Below are 16,870 nucleotides of genomic sequence, written 5' to 3' on the forward strand. Positions count from 1 at the left end.
TCTTACAATAATATTGTATCTCTGTAACAATACTTATACAAGAAGTATTATTAGGAGTTATGCCTTTAACTACGCAGAGTAAATCTCGGGGGCAAGCCCGAAAGAAATCTATTGAATAAATTGACTGGATTTAAATTATGAATTATTTTTGTTATCAATCTACTTTCAATACAGACTCTGAGATATGTCATATCAGGGAGCATAAATGATGCTAAAATTTTTAAAGTATTATTTTTATATAATACTATTATTAAGTACAAAATCTATGGCATCGCTAAATCCAGAAGCAGAACAATATATATCAAGCATGCTTAATAAACATGTACCATATCAGGTAAGTGTTCTTAACAATAATTTTATTATCAATAATGTTAACGCTTATCCTCCTGGAAAATTAACGGCCATGTTTGCAAAATTTTTAATAGACAACAATTTAGTAAAAAATAAGGTGTTTGCAGATATAGGATCTGGATGCTTTGCCTTAGGTATAATAGCTGCAAAGAACGGGGCTCATACAATTATTGGTAGTGATATAAGTGAACATGCAATACAATGTGCAAAAGATAATTTGATACTTCATGGTATTACAAACAATATGTATTTATTTAATGGAGAAGGTGTATTACCGTTGTTACCAAAATTTCTCGGTAAGATAGATATACTTGTCTCAGGGGTGCCTTGGGATAATTTATCTAAAAATGAATTTAACGGTATAATACCTGCAAGACAATCAATCAGCCGAGCTTTTTATGATGTTGATAATGCACTCATAAAAGATATTATGTTGCAAGGTTTTAATTTATTATCAAATCAAGGAAGAATATTTATTACTTCATCACTAAGAAAAATTCAACGAATAGAGCAATTATGCTCAGAGTATCAACTGAATTGTAAGATACTTAAAAGCGAGGATATACACAATGATGGTAACACACATTATATATTAGAAATAACTCGTATAAAATATTTAACTGATAGTAGTTGATACGGAATGTGGTAAAAGTTGTTGACAGTCAAAAATTGTATTAATTGACATTGTAGAAGTCAAGACGGGCTGTTGAAAAAATCAATAAGGTTGCAAATACTTTAATATTTTTTTATCTTTAATAGCAGTAGATAAAAAAACCAAAAAATAATTTTAAGTATCCGTTTAAAATTTTGTACTATCGCAATCATCAGTATTTGAATCTGTGTTTTCTGTACACTTCTAAATTTTGCTCCTCGTAAACCATGATTCTCCTTAGCTTCACCAAATAGACCTTCTATTTTCCACTTTCTCTCAATTAGTTTTTTCTTAAAATCAATTCTATTCTGTCTGACCTTTACCTCATCTATTTCATCCTGATAAGGATTACGATAAATAAATCGTCCTCTATTACTATAATTATCAGAAATACAACCTGATTTTAGAGAGCAATTTTTACAATGCCCTCCTGTAATACGATAACGTTTTATTTGTTTTTTATCTAATTTATCATACAGATAAAGATAATGTCCCTGTGGACACTTATATCTATCCTGTTCTCTATCATATTGAAATTCCCCCCTACTTATTTTTCCTTCACCAAGATTATCTACATGTAAAGGTATATAAGTTGTAATTCCAAGTAATTTAAAATATCCATAGGTTGGACCTCTACCATAACCTTTGTCTGCTATCCATTCTTTTACTCTAAAAGAAAAATTATTTAATATATTCCAAACTCTACTTGGAAGTACAATACACTCATGTTGTGATCCTGTACTTACATAACAATCTATTATAATACGTGAATCTGAATCAATTGAGTAGTGGGTCTTATAACATAGCTTTTTATAACCATTAGTTCTTGATACAAGACTACAATCAGGATCTGTCCTACTGACATGAGTTTGATTAGATATTTTCCTTACTTTTTTCCCTTCTCGGAAATCATGATAACGACGTTCATATTTTTTTAATTCTCTCTTTTGTGAATCACCTTGATCTTTTCTTAATATTAGGCTATTCATAGAGGTATTAGATTCAACTAAAGAGGCATCTGAAATAATTGTTTCTCCTTTTATAATATCTAGTTCATACCATTGCTTAATCAAGCTTATAAATATTTCTTGAAATAGTTCTACCCCAAATCTATCTCTTATCCTACTTAATGATGAATGATCCGGTACTTTATCCTCTAAACTTAAACCACAAAACCACCTATATGCTATATTTAACTGAATTTCTTTACATAATCGTCTATTTGACTTTATACCATATAAGTAACTTATTATTTGCATCCTAAAAAATAATACAGGATCAATTGATGGACGTCCGTAATTAGCACAATAACGATTCTTAGTTATTTCATAGATAAAAGAAAACTCTAATTCTTTAGCTTCATGAATCCTCACTAATAAATGATCATTAGGTATCATGTGCCTTAAGCTAAGGCTATTACATCTCACACTTTGATCAAGCTTATAACCCTGCATCTTTACACCTTCATTTAAGCATAAAAATACAGCTTATTCCTTAGATTAACTCTTTTCTACTTCTTTTTATAACTTTTTCAACAGCCCGTCTCAACTATTACATATAGACTATCTGGGTTTCAAACTTTCTTTTGTGATACATACTACCGCCCTAGACAAAAAGCATTATTGCATCATTTAAATTAGGCAACATAAGTGTTGATAAACTCATAATTAGTGCACATGTCATCATCTTATCTAATGCCCATACTCGCCAAAAATATTTTTTCACACAATTGCTAGTCTCTTGCGACTGGTTAACCACCTTATTTGTATAATCTTTGCTTCTCATTATTTTACTACTTTATATTTTTATTCTTGATTCTTATATTCTTTAAAATTTAAATCTTTAGATAATTCTGCTTCTAACGCTTCTATGGTAGGAAGATCTGTTTTTATTTCCTCCGGTAGGTTTTCTGTTAATCTATATTCAGCTAAACCAATAGGTTTACTCATATCTCGTAATGTATATTCGGCTAATACATTATTTTTAGATTTACATAAAATTAGCCCAATAGTTGGGTTATCACTTGAATGCTTTAATAAATCATCTACTGCTGATAAATAAAAATTCATTTTTCCCGCATATTCCGGTTTAAAGTCCTTATTCTTTAGCTCAATCACTACAAAACAACGTAATTTTAAATGGTAAAATAATAAATCAATATAAAAATCCTGATCTCCTACCTCTAAGTGATACTGTCGGCCTACAAATGCAAATCCTGCACCCAATTCTAATAAAAACTTTTCTACATGTTTTACTAATTCTTTTTCTACTTCTCGCTCATGTGCTTCATTACCTATATTCAAAAAATCAAAAATATATGGGTCTTTAAGTGTATGATAAGCTAAATCTGATTGTGGAGATGGTAATGTATCTTGAAAATTTGTTATTGCCTTACCTTGACGCTTATGTAACGCAAGTTCGATTTGCATAACCATAATATTGCGTGACCAACCATACTCTATTGCCTGGTGTATATAAAATAATCTAGTGCGTTTATCCGATATTTTGTCTAATAGAGTCACATTATGATACCACGTTAATTGTGCAAGCACCTCTTGCACAAATTGAAAATCTTGATATTCTTCAGCAAAGCGTCGCATGTATTTTAAATTTCTACTACTAAAACCTTTCATTTCAGGAAAAGCTGAGTGTAAATCTTGACTTAAATTATCTATTACTTTAGAACCCCAGCCATATCTCTTTTGACGATCTAAAATCTCAGTACCAATATAATGGTAAAGTGTTGTTAGCTCCGTGTTAACTGCTCTAGCCGCTCTCAATCTGCTTGTAGCAACTCGATTCTTTAATTTCTCTAAAAACTCTGCATATCCTTGAATATTAATGCTAGTACCATCACTCCCACTATATTGCTTTATTACCATGATTACCTTATTACCTCGCTTTAAATTCTTCTTGACTTGTTGCTATTATTACTTTTAACTTATTTATGTTAGTAGGTTTCCTGCTCTTCTTCTTGTCACCTACTAACGTTATTCTTTATGACTCTTGCTGCTGGAGGCGTTCTTTTTTCTATTCGTCGCCAGCAGTTATTTTACGTCTAATCTAAATCTTGATTTCAGATATCTTAAGCCTCTTGCCGTCTTGTACCACTATCGCCGGAACTTGCTCAATACCAAACTTATTCGTTAACTCACCTGCCTGATCAAAATATAATGTTCTACCTATATCCTCTTGTAACTCCAGTATTTTTCCACCTACAAGAATTATCATTTCTAAATTATTATATTCTTCTTGGCGTTCTTGTGTAACTATCATCTGCGTATTATTTTGTTCTGCACCATCTAATCGCTGCTTAAGCCACTCCATTTGCTCCTGACTTCTTCCATCGATGAATATTAGCTCGCGATCAAACACCATGTGATCTAGAGGATTCACTTTTGTACCTGCCTTATGTAATATCTTGCCGTCAGATAATTTTATATCCTTTGTTAAGGTAAAACTTGGATCATACCAAAACTCCCTTGGCTTACTTGTAGCTCTTATGCCAACAACAGGTGCTGGCTCTAATACCTGACGTCTTGCTGTTCGTAGCATCTCTTCTTGATGTTGCTGCAAATCAAGCGTCGATAAACGATTCTTAATCATGCTGACAAACCCTTCCTCTACTACCTCGTATGTTGCACCTTGCTTTCCTGGATCCATAGCATGGGCATCAATAATAAATATTACTTTACAAATTATTAGTATTTTAAATGTTAATTTAATCATTATATACTACTATTTATGACATTTAATTGATGCATTACTTTTTCATATACTATTTTACTAATAGATTTAGCATTTCTCCCTTCCACATAATTATCTCCTACAAATATCACACGGTGATATTTATCCTCATAATTAATCGCTTCTCTCCGAATTAAACTGATTGCCTTATTAATCTCTCCAAAAAACATCCTGCCCGCAGGATCTTGGCTCTGTTCAAGTCTTGCTTTTTCTAAATCCATTATCTCACTGCGTGATACATATAATATTTGCATTTTATCTTGGTAATTAGAGAGCATTTGCGATCCAAGATGTCCACAACAACACCCAATTAGAAATATTAACAATATTATCATAAGTCTTGTCACATTCACTTGATGCTTATTTACTGTAATATTATTTACAGCCTCCACCTGAAGTGATGTCTTAGACTCGTTATTTGATATCTGATTCTGATTCATATTAGAATTATCTCCTCTCTGCCGCTTTTTGGCTCTATACTTTTATGATCCACTTTAAATGCTGGTAGTTTCTTGCCCTTTCTTTTGATAAGCTCTCTAATTGCCGTATCCTTATCTATTCCATTATTCTTGCATTGATGCAAAAAGCCATAATCCTCACTCTCCGTCGAATACAAGCACTCGCTATACGGATCTACCACTAATCTTCCTACAACACGTAAGTTACTGCCCATGATCATAATCTCAGAATATTTATTTTCCGGATCTTTGGTAATAGTCTCGATTAATGCCGCACAGTTCTTAAATTTCTCAGAATGTCTCATCTGACCAATCCCAGCTGGTTCTTGACGCAGCACTGCCGTCCAGCTACTGTTATTTAAAATTGCTTGATGCTTCGGTCCGTTATCTAAATCTTTGTACTCTTGTACGCAGGTGATTAAACTCCCACCGTATTTTCTGACAGTTCTTGCAAATGCTTCTAAAAAACCTACGCTATGATCTATAATTCTCCATGCTTCATCAACAATTAATACAAATCTCTTATACTTCTATCCCCACATAAAAATTGCATTGTTATTTGCATTAATATTATGCCCAAAATGACTGACAAGAATACCTCATCACCTTTAACTTCTTCAAATTCAAATACAGTTAAAGGTGAATTGAATTTAGCATTCTTTCCTTGCCTAAAATACCTGCCATGAACTCCACTCGATGTATATGGATATAGAGATATTGCAAGATCTCTTCCCATACCATTTTCCATCTCTTCTAGAACCCCCGCATATTTATCTAAGTTTAGCGTATCCCCGTATTGCTTTATCCCTTCATTTAATCCCTTTTCAATTATAGCTTCTTTTGTGTTATCTCCGCTCACACCGCACATTGTAGCTATAGTAGTTTTTGCATAAATAATCGCATCCTTGGTTACAAAATGCTCTCCAATCTTTAAAACCTCAATAGTCTCATTCTCGGCGACCTCTTTTGCCTTATTATTTTCCAAGAATAATATTTCTAATCCTTCAGCAGTTAAACCGGTACGCTGCATAATCTCATCTTTGCTTTTACCTTCTCGCTTTAGCTTCTGAGCTTCTAAATAAACAGCTCCGCTACCTATAATCCCATGAAACGGATTAAGTGATAGATCATTTAATGCATTAAATCTTAAGAACTCACTATTATCCATAGCCTCAGCAATATTTTGGTAAGACGATCCTATATCTAGCACAAATACTTGTACATTTTGCGACACTAAACTAGTAGCGAGTTCCTGCAAAAAAAATGACTTCCCACTGCCTGACGGTGCCATCACGCATACATTATAGTTACCGGCACCTCCTACCCTATAAAATGGATTCCAGTTAAACATCTCACCTTTGTGACCAAGTAGTAATACACCGCTTCTATTAATACCTTTCCATTCTCCATGAATAGGTAATTTAGCAACTACCTCACTTGCAGGAACGTTTTTTACTAATTGAAAGAATTTTAAAGACTTCCAAAAAACTGCTTGCTGCATTGGCAGTATTGATAATAAACCAACAAGATGCAATTTATCGTTTCTAGCTAGTTGAAAATCTAAACTATTATAATGGCTCAGCAGTTTCTCTTCTGCTATTTCCACTCCATTTTTTGTAGTTGTGATAAATATTTGCAAATTCTCAGTTAAAAATCTCTCACCATTCTTATTGCGATCAATTAATACTTTCCACCACTTCGCTTCATTCTGTAAACTAATGTCATCGGACTGTTGAAAAAGTGCTTTATACCTAATCCTTTCTATGTAATAACTTAAAATTTTACTAAATAAACGCATTTTAGCGTAAACTAAGAGTTTATATTTTGTAATATATTTAAATCATTGTAGACTTTTTCAACAGCCCGTATTAATATTATTATGTTAGTTACTTTAGTGATGAATGCAATCAGTTCTTACTCTGCTACTATGGAGGATAGTTATAATAGTGCCAGACAGTATGAACACAGTATTAAGCTTGGTAATCCTAATCAAATGGGCAATAAGATAATATTTGATAAAGAGGTAAATATATCAAATTTAAGTAAAATGAATGATCAAGACTTAACAAATCAAGGTAGTGTTATGCTAAATAACTCTGCACAAGGGCAATTACTGCAACAAAGTGAGCTGAAGAAAATAAATGCAATGCAAGAATATGACCTTAATCCTGACAATCCCTTAATTAGTAATTCAGCTAAGATTGAGGCAGATCCATTAAAGCATACAGAAGGGACTGCACTTAATGTTAGTGAAAAAGTATTCAAAACCAAAATTAATAAGAGTTGCTGTGAAGGGGCAGAATTTGAAATAGATATTATCAGGAATCTTATACTAGATGCTGAATTAATAGATAAATGGGGCGATTGGCAAGATAAAGCAATAGCATTTTCAGGTTCTGAGATAAGTAACAGTTATCGTCACTGGCTTTATCCTGTCTTTTGGAAAAAGAAAAGACATTTCGGTAAGCGTAAAACAATATACAGCATGCATATGCATAATAATCAAGCAATAATGCTTGATGTAAGAGCAGCAATTGCCGGTAAGTTAAATGTTTCTCTTGATCATATTGATACATATATGGGCATTTCTTCTCAAGGAGAAGGAGCGTTAACTGAAGGCTGGGATAGAGATATAGTAAAATGGGATAGATATGTTTTTACTTATAAATATCGTGATAAAATCAAGGAATTTAGAGAAAAAAGTGAATATTTCCAAATAGTAAATAAATCTTTAGAAGCTTTGCTTGAAGAACATGAATGCCATGAAATAAATCGCATATGTCTTGAAGCTGGTGATAAATTATTTTTTAATCAATATAATGTTAATCGTCCATGCTGGAGTGAGCAAATTAAATATCAATGTAGTAGTGAGCCAAAATATGGGTGTGATCATTTAAAGAAGCAAGCTTGTGAACTTGCAAGGAGCAATTGCGTTAAGCAAGCTGCTAGTATTTGTTTGCAATGGCACAAAGATTACATATGTATAGCCCAGAAAAAAGAGTTTAGCTCCTCTATAGCAGGATCAAAAATGTTTTGTTTAGGAGGGAATTGTCATACTGCAACTATTGTGCCAAAGAATGATATTGCAAGTATTGGGCACCTTGCCATGCTAAATGAAATGAAAAAAGATATGCAGACAAATCCGATTTCAGTATTTAAAGGGCATGCCAGCAGTTGCCGCAAAGTAAATATTGGTAATTTTCTTAATTGTTGTTCTGGGTTTAAAGGCTGGGGCAAAGATTTAGGATTAAGTAGGTGTAATGCAGAAGAAAAAGCCTTAGCCTTAAAAAAAGCAAAAGGTCAGTGCTACTATGTTGGTACATATTGTGCTAAGAAAGATAAAATATTTAAGACATGTATTACTAAAAAATCTACTTATTGTTGTTTTAATTCAAAACTTGCAAGAGTATTTCAAGAACAAGGCAAAAAACAATTAGCTATTGGTTTTGGCACAGCACAATATGCTAATTGTAGGGGATTTACAGTAGAAGAGCTGCAAAGAATAGATTTTTCTAAGTTTGATTTAGAGGAGCTATTTAGTGATTTACTTGATCATGCTAAAAGTAAAATGAGTAAGAGTTTTCCACAGCAACTAAAAAACCAGATGCCTATAATGCAACAACAAAGGTCTAATAATAATTGTACTGATTCAAATTTATCTTATTAAAATAATGAAGTGGTTAGTAAACACAATAACTAAATCATCACTAGCTATTACATTACTAGTAATTAATTTATGGTTATTAATCAATGATTGGTCAAATCATGCATTTGCTGGTACTATGGAGTTAGATAGTAGTAATAAAAATGAAATGATCAGGTTTAATGTAAATAATCAATTTTGGCAACAACCTCAAGGGTTTTTATGGTATAATGAGGATCATGTTTACAAGCCAGAAATATTAAAATTTTCTCAAGATAAAAAAAAGCAAGAGCCAGAACTTGAGCCTTATGATGAAAGGATAGAAGCTTTAAAGAAGGAATTTAATAGAGCTCAGCGTCAAGCTCTTGATAATCCAACGCTAGAAAATGTCATTATTGCTCAAAGGTTACATAAACAAATTTTAGAAAAATCACATAAATTTGCCACCATGTGGCAACTAGCAACGATACTAGATTACAAGCTAGTAAACATGGATGAACCAGTAAATTCCTTACATAAAAAATTATATGAAGTAAGGCAAGAAGAAGAAAACAGCAAAAAACTAAGATTGTTAGCTAAGAATTGGGGATTAATTATGCAAGTAAATCAAGGATGCAATTACTGTCAGGCATTTACCCCTATTGTAAGAGAATTTGCAGATAAATATGGCTTTCAATTAATTTTTGTAAGTAATAGTGAAACTAGATTTCAAGGGATGCCAACCATTAAAGATACCGGTTTATTACAAACACTAAATCCTGCAAAGCTTGTACCGGTATTATATTTAGTCGATAGCAGCGGCAAACAAATATATCTAATTGCAAAAGGCATTATTAGTGAAAATAAAATTTCTGAAAATATTTTATTGATAGTGCAGTACTATAATGTACTAAAGGTTAGTGATTATGATTGGTAACAATAAGTTTAGAAGAGTGATCTACATAAAACATGTGATGCATATTTTCATGATAGTTTTATTGTTACAAGCGACAACATCTTATGCTTGGGATTTACAGGATGTATTTGAAGGGATGAGTGTTAATGTAACGAAACCTGGTTCATATCAATCTCAAGCTGCCGGCTATTATGCAGCAGGAGGACTATCAATGCGGACTAGTAAAACAGCTTTTAATCCGATCTCTATAACTCCGCCAACACTGACCATGAGCTGTAGTGGTATTGATTCTTATCTTGGTAGTTTTTCTATTATTTCAGGAGATGAGTTAGTACAGCTGATGAAAAATATAGGTTCGCAAGCAAAAGCTTATGCATTTTCATTGGGCCTTAAGACCTTTGCTCCGCAAATAGAAAATGCCCTAAAAGATTTAAGAAATCTTGCTATGGAAATGAATCAATTTGCTAAGGGCGATTGTGAAATGACTAAGGCTCTTTTTGCTTCAGTACTGCCTAAAGATTCAGCAATGAGAGAATCAGTTTGCAAGGATTTACAATCCAGCTCTGGCTTTGATTATTTTGCTGCCGGTAAAAAATGTCGTAGTGATTTAGAGCAGAAACAAGCTTTAGCGAATATCCAAAATAAAGATCCAGAGCTAATGCTAGATAATTATAATATTTTTATCAGGGCAGCAGAAAAAGCAGGGATTCCTGAAAATATGAGAAATGCCATTATGTCAATGACGGGAACTATAATAGTTCGAGATAATAATGTCTATTTCTTTGCGTCACTTGCTCAAGATGAAAAGAGCTGGATTGCTCATTTAAAAGGCGGAGAATCAGCCTCAATTTATACTTGTGATAATATTCATTGTTTAAACCCAGCTCTAAGACGCAATATTACTATTGCTCCAGATCAATCATATCAAGGCAAGGCTAAAACAAAACTAGATGAATTAAAGAGTAAACTGGCAAGCAACAATGAGTTTAGTAATACAGACATATCTTTCCTATCTTCAATAGGAGAAGCATTTCCAATATATGATTATATTACTTTAGAGGCAATATCTGGGGTAACTATTTTAGATAGCTCCTCAGAATTAGTGGCTAGTTACAGCTTGTTGCAGCATTTAAAGGAGGTAGTCTCTGAGGTCAGAAAAGCAGTAACTATGCTAAAATCCAAGCAAGTAGCAGATCATCATTTAACTGCCTACTTAAAAGCTTTAGATCAAGTACAACTTTTTGCTCAGGAGAAATGGAGTAATATGCTAACAAGTAGTGATCAGATTGATAGAAGAGCAAGATTAATAGAACAACATTTAATTGCTAAAGAGAAGGTTTAAAAATTAATTATAAATTAAAATTAGATGAGCAAGCAGATAAGCAGTACAAAAATAAGCAAAGCAGATAAAAATTAAAAAGAATATGGCAGATTACGTAATACATACATTTGGTGGAGGAGATATATTATGGCAAATTTTTAATGGTATAGGAAGAGTCTTTGCCTCAAATAGTGAGTATTTTACACCGGTAGGTAAATTTGCTTTGACAATCGGTGGAATTTGGGCAGCAACTCGTGCTATTTTTAGAGGTAATATTGGTATTTTTGCCATGGAGTGGTTTTTTCCATCCTTATTTATTTTTATCTTTTTATTTGCTCCAAAAGCAAATGTATGGCTTAAGGATGAAATATCAATGCAGGCTCCTGTTAAAATTGATAATATTCCAATAGGAATTGCTTTATTTGCCTCTATATCATCAAAAATAAGTTATTCCTTATCAGAAATGCTAGAAAAACATTTACTACCACCTGATGAAGGGTTATCAAGCAGGAAGAATGGGATTATGTTTGGGGCAAAAGCTGTCGGTAAAATCAAAGATATTCAAATAGAAGATCCAGTAACTTTAACCAACGCAAAAGAATTCTTAAGACAATGCTTTATGAAACCTTATATAATCGGTAATATTTTAGGTAAAAAAGCCGAAGCACAAAGAGCCAGTGATATAATTGCTTTTATCGAACAAAATATGCCGAATAATTTTGGTATTTATTATAAAGACCCAAGTAATTCTGCTATTTCTTTTAAAACTTGCAAGCAAGTAACTCCTTTAATTAAGGCAGCTATTAATAAAGAATTAAATGATGGGTTATTAACTAAATTTGCAAATATCATAGGGATTCAGTCTGATAGGCAAGAGATATTATCTAGCAGATTAAAAACTATGACCTCTGATACTCTAAAATATCTTAAAAAAGAGCAAACAGATATTCACCAGTGGATGAGGCAAGCAATGTTACTTAATGCTAATCGTGAAGCTTATGATGATTTAAGAGAAAAATTTTTGCTATCTAGAATATATCCTCAGTTAGTTAGTATGAATGCTACCCGCGGATTATTTCAACAATCATTTTCTTATCTGGTTGCAGGAGAGATGGCAGCAAATATAATGCCTATCTTACAATCAGTATTTTTTGCCTTAGTAATTTGTCTCATCTTCGTAGTATTTCCAATGTCGATGCTGCCAGGCGGTTATACTATCTTTAAGACCTGGATCACATTAATTATCTGGGTAACTAGCTGGTCGGTATTTTTTACGGTGATTCATTGTTTAGGGATGATTAGCTTAGCTAGTAAAGGCGTGAGTCACCTTACTGGTTTAAATATCTTATCGCAGGGGAGTTTTTCAGAAATTCTGTTGCATGAGTTTGCAACATTTCAGATGTTAGCAGCTTCAGTTCCAATGTTATCATGGGCAGTATTAAAGGCTTGTGCTCATGCAACTACCACTTTGGCTAATCAATTTTCTCCAGTACCGGTTGCAAGTAATATTGGTGCTAATATTGCTGATAATAACCTTGCTATGGATAATTATAGTATCGGCAATCGAACTGTTGCTCAACAAAATCTTTCCCCACTACTTCAAATGGCAGGAGGAATTATTGATGATGGGGGAATGAGAGTCACCAGTACTGCTAGTGGTAGACAAGTGCTGACTCAAGCAGTAGACTCACTTGTTAACAACTACCGCTCTTCTAAATTATTACAGGATAGTTATCAATCTCAGTTTATGAGCTCACAAAGTTATCTTGACTCATTAAATGATAGATATAGTGATTTAACTACTACAGGAAATTCTATAGCAACTGAAATAGGAAAAAGATTAAGCTATGAAGAAGCAAAATCTATAGGTATTACTGATAGCCAGTATCTAGCCTTGCAGCAGATGAATTCAGATAGCATCGCTGCTACTGATCATACTGGTAGCAGTAATAGAAAAGGAACTGGTACTAGTGCTGAGGGAAGTATAGGGTTAAATACTATGGTTGGTACTGCAATATCAAGAGTTACATCAGATCATGTCCAAGGAAAAGAACAAGGAAAATCAGTCAACCAACAACAATCATATAATGAAGCATTATCTAAGATTAAAAGTGCCACTAAAGAGGGTAGATTAGGTCACACAAATAGTGATCTGCAGTCATTTAGTAATAATCTAAATAGTAATTTTTCTGAGCAACAATCTGTAGGGCAAGAAATAGCCAGAACTAAACAAAATATCGAGCAATTAAGCTATAATATGAATTACGTGTCTCAAAACTCTGCTGCTATTGATTGTAATTTAAATGAACCGGTATTAAATAGCATAATTGCCAAAAATATTCCTGGAGTAAGTAGTAAAGAGCAAGCTGCTATGTGGGCAAGTACTCACCAAAAAGATGCTGAACAAATAGCGTTAGATATAGCTAAAATTAATAATACTATACCGCAAAATTTAAGTTCTACAAGTAGCTCTCATATTCCATCTAAAGAAAGCTTGCGATCAAGTTTTGATGAAAATAAACAACGATTAAATGATCAAGCGGCTATTAGTAGTATTGATGACAGAAGAAATGATATTTATGATAAAAATGTAGAACAAATGCTAATTAATAATGTAGATAATAATGAAGTAGAAAAAGTAAAGATTCTTGAGCAGTTATCTGCTAAAGTAAAAGATAAGAGGGAACAAATTGAAGATGAATTTAATAAAACTCCTGAATCAACGATTGTCAGAACTGGCCAGCAAATAGCAGATAATCTTGAAATAAGTAGCAAGGCGATAAAGAAAAGAAACACTAAACTACCAGGCTATAAAAATGAAAATAATTAAGGATAAGTTTATGAAAAATATCAAAAAATTAGCATTCATATTCATCTTACCATTAATATTTTTTAGCAGTGCTTTTGCAGAAAATACCACTAGTATTGTTAATGACAAACCACAACCAATAGATCTACAAAACAAGATTCAAGATCCAAATATTTTAATTGAAGAATATTTTAATATTGGTAAGTCATTATATAAATTAGGTAAGTATGAGGAAGCAATAAAAAATTTAAACCTCGCAATTGAATATAAACCTAATTATGCCGATGCTTATAACTATAAAGGAATGGTTTTAGCTAATTTAGGAAAATATGAGGAAGCAATTAAAAATTATGATTTAGCTATTAAATATGAGTATGATTTTGCGGAAGCATATAATAATAAAGGAGTATCATATAAAAAATTAGGTAAATACCAAGAAGCGATTGTATTTTATAACATAGCTATAAAATATAAACCAAATTTTGCATCAGCATATAATAATAAAGGTAGTGTATTAAATGACTTAAGAAAATATCCAGAAGCAATAGAACAGTATAATCTTGCACTTAAATATGACATAAAATACCCGGAAGCTTATTATAATAAAGGAATTGCTTTAATAAACTTAGGTCAATATCAAGAAGCAATTGAAAATTGTAACTTAGCAATTCAATATAAACCTGATTATGCATACGCCTATTATAATAAAGCAACATCTTTAATGCATTTAGGGAAATATGAGGAAGCAATTAAAAATTTTGACTTGGCTATCAAATATAAGCTTGATGATGAAGCAACATACAATTTGAAAGGCTATACATTGAGTATATTAGGTAAGCACCAAGAGGCAATTAAAAATTATGATTTAGCCATTAATCACAAACCAAATTATGCAGCGGTATATTGTAACAAAGGTACATCTTTAAGAAAATTAGGAAAATATAAAGATGCAATTAAGAGCTATGATTTAGCTATTAAGCATCAAGATGATTATTCTGAAAGTTATTTTGAAAAAGGTATTGTTTTAGTTAATTTAGGTAAACACAAAGAAGCTACAAAGAACTTTAACTTGGCTCTTAAATATAGGTCTAATCTTATAGAGGAATATGAAAGAGCAATTAAAGGTCTAAGGAAATTAGGTAATGATCTTATGGCTAATGAGTTTGAAGAAAAATTAAAGATAATGCAAGATAATTTATAATTCTATGCAACCACAAAATCAAAATAATTTTACTCGTGGTTCACAAATTTTTGCTCATCAGCTACGAATGTTTAGTCAAGGAAGTATCAATGCTTTAACTATTGGGTTAGTATTTACTGTAGTTTGGTTAATGTGGCGTATATATCAGAAATTATCCTTAGTAAGCTTATATTATTTTATTATAGAGAGATACGTACAATTAAAACTTGCCATAGGAGAGCATTTTTACCCTATAAGCCAAATAGGCATTAAATTCTATTATTTAGAACAAAAAGCTTGGGTTTACCGTAATGCTGAAGAATTTGTGCATAAATTCTGGCATATTACACCACATTCGCATAATATCAATCAATTTGGGCAATTTTTATTGCATTCAGCTTGGCAAGAAGGTATCATTACTTTTACTGTTGGAATATTTACTGCTATAATCTTTTTTATGTATCGAGGTAAAAAAGCTGTTATTCAAGATAAGATCAGAGGAGCAGATTTTGTCAAAGCAGGTATTTTAGCAAAAATGCTTTATAAAAACAAGCAAGCTGCTAATATTTGCTTTTCTGGATTACCATTAGTTAAAAATAGTGAAAGGAGACATATTCTTATTACCGGTACTACAGGTAGCGGTAAAACTAATATGTTAAATGAGCTATTACCTCAGATTAGAAAAGAGCGAGGTAGAGCAATTATTGTTGATTTAACAGGTAGCTTTACTGATCGATTTTTTGATTCCAAATGTGATAAGATACTTAATCCCTTACAAGAGAATAGTTCAGCATGGTTACCATGGAATGATTGTCATGAAATTTGGGATTATAATGATATGGCAAGTAACTTTAGTAATTATAATCCAAAATTAGATGATTTTTTTGCTAAAAGTGCTGAGTTGGTACTGGCTGAAGGATTAAGATTATATCAGGATAGTAAAGACATCAAAAAGCTAATAAATACTATTCTTTATGCAAATAATAAGGAATTTGTTAGGGTCTTTAAAAATAGTGCAGTAGCCGGTATAATTAGCAGTAGTGCCCCTGAGACATCTTCAGGTATTCAAGCAACTGTTAGTAAAAATATTGAAGCTCTGCAACATTTAAAGCCTGATGGTAGTTTTAGTATTAGAAAGTGGTTTACTGCGGACAAAGGTTGGTTATTTATAACTAGTACTCCTAATCAAAGAGTAATGCTTCGACCACTTATTGCTGCATGGATTAGCATAGCGATAAAAGCATTAATGAATAGAAATATCAATAATACTCATAGTAATATGTGGTTTGTAATTGATGAGCTGCCAGCTTTACACAAGATATCTTCACTCCCTATAGCTTTAGCTGAGAGTAGGAAATATGGTGGCTGCGTTGTTGCAGGTATGCAAAATATTCATCAATTAGAGGAAATATATGGTCATGCAGGAGCAGCTTCAATGCTTGATCTATTTGGCAGCAAGTTTATTTTTCGAGTAAGTGATCAACAAACAGCACATAAATCAGCTTTAATGCTTGGTGAGCAAGAAATTATTGAAACTCAAGAGAATCTCTCTTATGGTGCTAACTCCATGCGTGATGGAGTAAATATGCACAGCTTAGAGAAAAGAAAATTATTAGTAATGCCTTCTGAAATTATGAATCTAGAAGATCTTACCTGTTATGTAAAACTTGCGGGTAATTTCCCTATTACTAAACTTAAAATGAATTTACAAACTTGATTTAAATCTAAAAATATAAAACCATTTTAATGGTATTTTTAAAAGATTTCAATTGTTTGATGGAGGGGGGGGAACCTTATAAAGAAATATTCTATTA

13 protein-coding genes are annotated in these 16,870 nt (G+C 32.3%); 7 read left to right on the forward strand and 6 right to left on the reverse strand.

Translation table 11 applies throughout. From position 1 onward, the window contains the following. Window positions 1–265 precede the first annotated feature (265 nt). The gene (locus tag AAGD49_RS02215) at window positions 266–985 is read left to right on the forward strand and encodes a 50S ribosomal protein L11 methyltransferase (RefSeq protein ID WP_341788948.1); all 720 of its coding nucleotides are present in this window, start codon (window positions 266–268) and stop codon (window positions 983–985) included. Between the two features lie 101 nt (window positions 986–1,086). On the opposite strand, the gene AAGD49_RS02220 is transcribed toward AAGD49_RS02215, so the two are convergent. The 6 genes from AAGD49_RS02220 to AAGD49_RS02245 all read right to left on the reverse strand — a co-directional run bounded on the left by AAGD49_RS02220 (window position 1,087) and on the right by AAGD49_RS02245 (window position 7,006). Then, window positions 1,087–2,400 carry an IS1182 family transposase gene (locus AAGD49_RS02220; protein ID WP_341788949.1) on the reverse strand — a complete coding sequence of 438 codons (1,314 nt, stop codon included), beginning with the start codon at window positions 2,398–2,400 and terminating at the stop codon, window positions 1,087–1,089. 408 nt (window positions 2,401–2,808) lie between these two features. Beyond that, window positions 2,809–3,885, reverse strand: coding sequence for a YhcG family protein (locus AAGD49_RS02225; RefSeq protein WP_341788950.1), 1,077 nt, complete (start codon window positions 3,883–3,885; stop codon window positions 2,809–2,811). A 181-nt stretch (window positions 3,886–4,066) separates the two neighbouring features. Continuing rightward, on the reverse strand, window positions 4,067–4,732 hold the full coding sequence (locus AAGD49_RS02230) for a conjugal transfer protein TraW (RefSeq protein ID WP_341788951.1): 666 nt from the start codon (window positions 4,730–4,732) through the stop codon (window positions 4,067–4,069). Further along, window positions 4,732–5,190 carry a hypothetical protein gene (locus tag AAGD49_RS02235; protein WP_341788952.1) on the reverse strand — a complete coding sequence of 153 codons (459 nt, stop codon included), beginning with the start codon at window positions 5,188–5,190 and terminating at the stop codon, window positions 4,732–4,734. Before AAGD49_RS02235 ends, AAGD49_RS02230 begins: the two co-directional genes overlap by 1 nt. Then, window positions 5,187–5,717, reverse strand: coding sequence for a hypothetical protein (locus tag AAGD49_RS02240; RefSeq protein WP_341789203.1), 531 nt, complete (start codon window positions 5,715–5,717; stop codon window positions 5,187–5,189). Before AAGD49_RS02240 ends, AAGD49_RS02235 begins: the two co-directional genes overlap by 4 nt. After that, on the reverse strand, window positions 5,717–7,006 hold the full coding sequence (locus tag AAGD49_RS02245) for a DUF5934 domain-containing protein (protein WP_341788953.1): 1,290 nt from the start codon (window positions 7,004–7,006) through the stop codon (window positions 5,717–5,719). Before AAGD49_RS02245 ends, AAGD49_RS02240 begins: the two co-directional genes overlap by 1 nt. 81 nt (window positions 7,007–7,087) lie before the next feature. Here AAGD49_RS02245 and traN point away from each other — a divergent pair, with 81 nt between their 5' ends. From traN to AAGD49_RS02275, 6 genes are all read left to right on the forward strand, one after another. Then, complete coding sequence (gene traN / locus AAGD49_RS02250; RefSeq protein ID WP_341788954.1) at window positions 7,088–8,875, forward strand: conjugal transfer protein TraN; 1,788 nt, start codon at window positions 7,088–7,090, stop codon at window positions 8,873–8,875. Between the two features lies 1 nt (window position 8,876). Next, the gene (locus tag AAGD49_RS02255; RefSeq protein WP_341789204.1) at window positions 8,877–9,767 is read left to right on the forward strand and encodes a conjugal transfer protein TraF; all 891 of its coding nucleotides are present in this window, start codon (window positions 8,877–8,879) and stop codon (window positions 9,765–9,767) included. After that, window positions 9,757–11,088, forward strand: coding sequence for a conjugal transfer protein TraH (locus AAGD49_RS02260; RefSeq protein WP_341788955.1), 1,332 nt, complete (start codon window positions 9,757–9,759; stop codon window positions 11,086–11,088). Before AAGD49_RS02255 ends, AAGD49_RS02260 begins: the two co-directional genes overlap by 11 nt. Before the next feature lie 82 nt (window positions 11,089–11,170). After that, the gene (locus AAGD49_RS02265) at window positions 11,171–13,897 is read left to right on the forward strand and encodes a conjugal transfer protein TraG N-terminal domain-containing protein (RefSeq protein WP_341788956.1); all 2,727 of its coding nucleotides are present in this window, start codon (window positions 11,171–11,173) and stop codon (window positions 13,895–13,897) included. A gap of 10 nt (window positions 13,898–13,907) precedes the next feature. Beyond that, entirely contained in the window at window positions 13,908–15,077 is a 1,170-nt protein-coding gene (locus tag AAGD49_RS02270; RefSeq protein ID WP_341788957.1) for a tetratricopeptide repeat protein, read from the forward strand. Between the two features lie 4 nt (window positions 15,078–15,081). Further along, entirely contained in the window at window positions 15,082–16,773 is a 1,692-nt protein-coding gene (locus AAGD49_RS02275) for a type IV secretion system DNA-binding domain-containing protein (protein WP_341788958.1), read from the forward strand. Window positions 16,774–16,870: the final 97 nt, after the last annotated feature.

This window comes from Rickettsia endosymbiont of Lasioglossum villosulum (assembly GCF_964026455.1).
GTDB lineage: Bacteria > Pseudomonadota > Alphaproteobacteria > Rickettsiales > Rickettsiaceae > Rickettsia.

What these genes read in the sequence shown, in the direction of transcription:
- AAGD49_RS02275 (WP_341788958.1), top strand. Translation starts at nt 15,082, where the DNA reads ATGCAACCACAAAATCAAAATAATTTTACTCGTGGTTCACAAATTTTT.
- AAGD49_RS02230 (WP_341788951.1), bottom strand. Translation starts at nt 4,732, where the DNA reads ATGATTAAATTAACATTTAAAATACTAATAATTTGTAAAGTAATATTT.
- AAGD49_RS02260 (WP_341788955.1), top strand. Translation starts at nt 9,757, where the DNA reads ATGATTGGTAACAATAAGTTTAGAAGAGTGATCTACATAAAACATGTG.
- AAGD49_RS02265 (WP_341788956.1), top strand. Translation starts at nt 11,171, where the DNA reads ATGGCAGATTACGTAATACATACATTTGGTGGAGGAGATATATTATGG.
- AAGD49_RS02215 (WP_341788948.1), top strand. Translation starts at nt 266, where the DNA reads ATGGCATCGCTAAATCCAGAAGCAGAACAATATATATCAAGCATGCTT.
- AAGD49_RS02270 (WP_341788957.1), top strand. Translation starts at nt 13,908, where the DNA reads ATGAAAAATATCAAAAAATTAGCATTCATATTCATCTTACCATTAATA.
- AAGD49_RS02235 (WP_341788952.1), bottom strand. Translation starts at nt 5,190, where the DNA reads ATGAATCAGAATCAGATATCAAATAACGAGTCTAAGACATCACTTCAG.
- AAGD49_RS02225 (WP_341788950.1), bottom strand. Translation starts at nt 3,885, where the DNA reads ATGGTAATAAAGCAATATAGTGGGAGTGATGGTACTAGCATTAATATT.
- traN (WP_341788954.1), top strand. Translation starts at nt 7,088, where the DNA reads ATGTTAGTTACTTTAGTGATGAATGCAATCAGTTCTTACTCTGCTACT.
- AAGD49_RS02245 (WP_341788953.1), bottom strand. Translation starts at nt 7,006, where the DNA reads ATGCGTTTATTTAGTAAAATTTTAAGTTATTACATAGAAAGGATTAGG.
- AAGD49_RS02220 (WP_341788949.1), bottom strand. Translation starts at nt 2,400, where the DNA reads ATGATACCTAATGATCATTTATTAGTGAGGATTCATGAAGCTAAAGAA.